Here is a 434-nt window from a genome sequence, read left to right on the forward strand (position 1 = left end):
CTATTACAAAGAAGCAACCCGCCTGAAGGGCAACACCGGTGAAAACCTGTTGCAGCTGCTGGAAGGTCGTCTGGACAACGTTGTTTACCGTATGGGCTTCGGCGCTACTCGTGCAGAGTCACGTCAGCTGGTTAGCCACAAAGCAGTTATGGTAAACGGTCGCGTTGTTAACATCGCTTCTTATCAGGTATCTCCGAATGACGTAGTCAGCATCCGCGAGAAAGCTAAAAAGCAGTCTCGTGTTAAAGCTTCTCTGGAGCTGGCTGAGCAGCGTGAAAAGCCGACTTGGCTGGAAGTTGATGCTGCTAAGATGGAAGGCGTGTTCAAGCGTATGCCTGAACGTACCGATCTGTCTGCGGACATTAACGAACACCTGATCGTCGAGCTTTACTCCAAGTAAAGCTTAGTACCAAAGAGAGGACACAATGCAGGGT

The 434-nt window shown here is 50.2% G+C and carries 1 protein-coding gene; it reads left to right on the forward strand.

Going from position 1 to position 434, the window contains the following annotated elements; translation table 11 throughout:
• Nucleotides 1-400, forward strand: a 400-nt coding sequence (gene rpsD, locus HFC70_RS26415; protein ID WP_168476300.1) for a 30S ribosomal protein S4, incomplete at its 5' end; no start/stop codon positions are given.
• Between the last annotated feature and the right edge of the window lie 34 nt (nt 401-434).

It is taken from the genome of Agrobacterium sp. a22-2, from assembly GCF_012276985.1.
Classification (GTDB): domain Bacteria; phylum Pseudomonadota; class Alphaproteobacteria; order Rhizobiales; family Rhizobiaceae; genus Allorhizobium.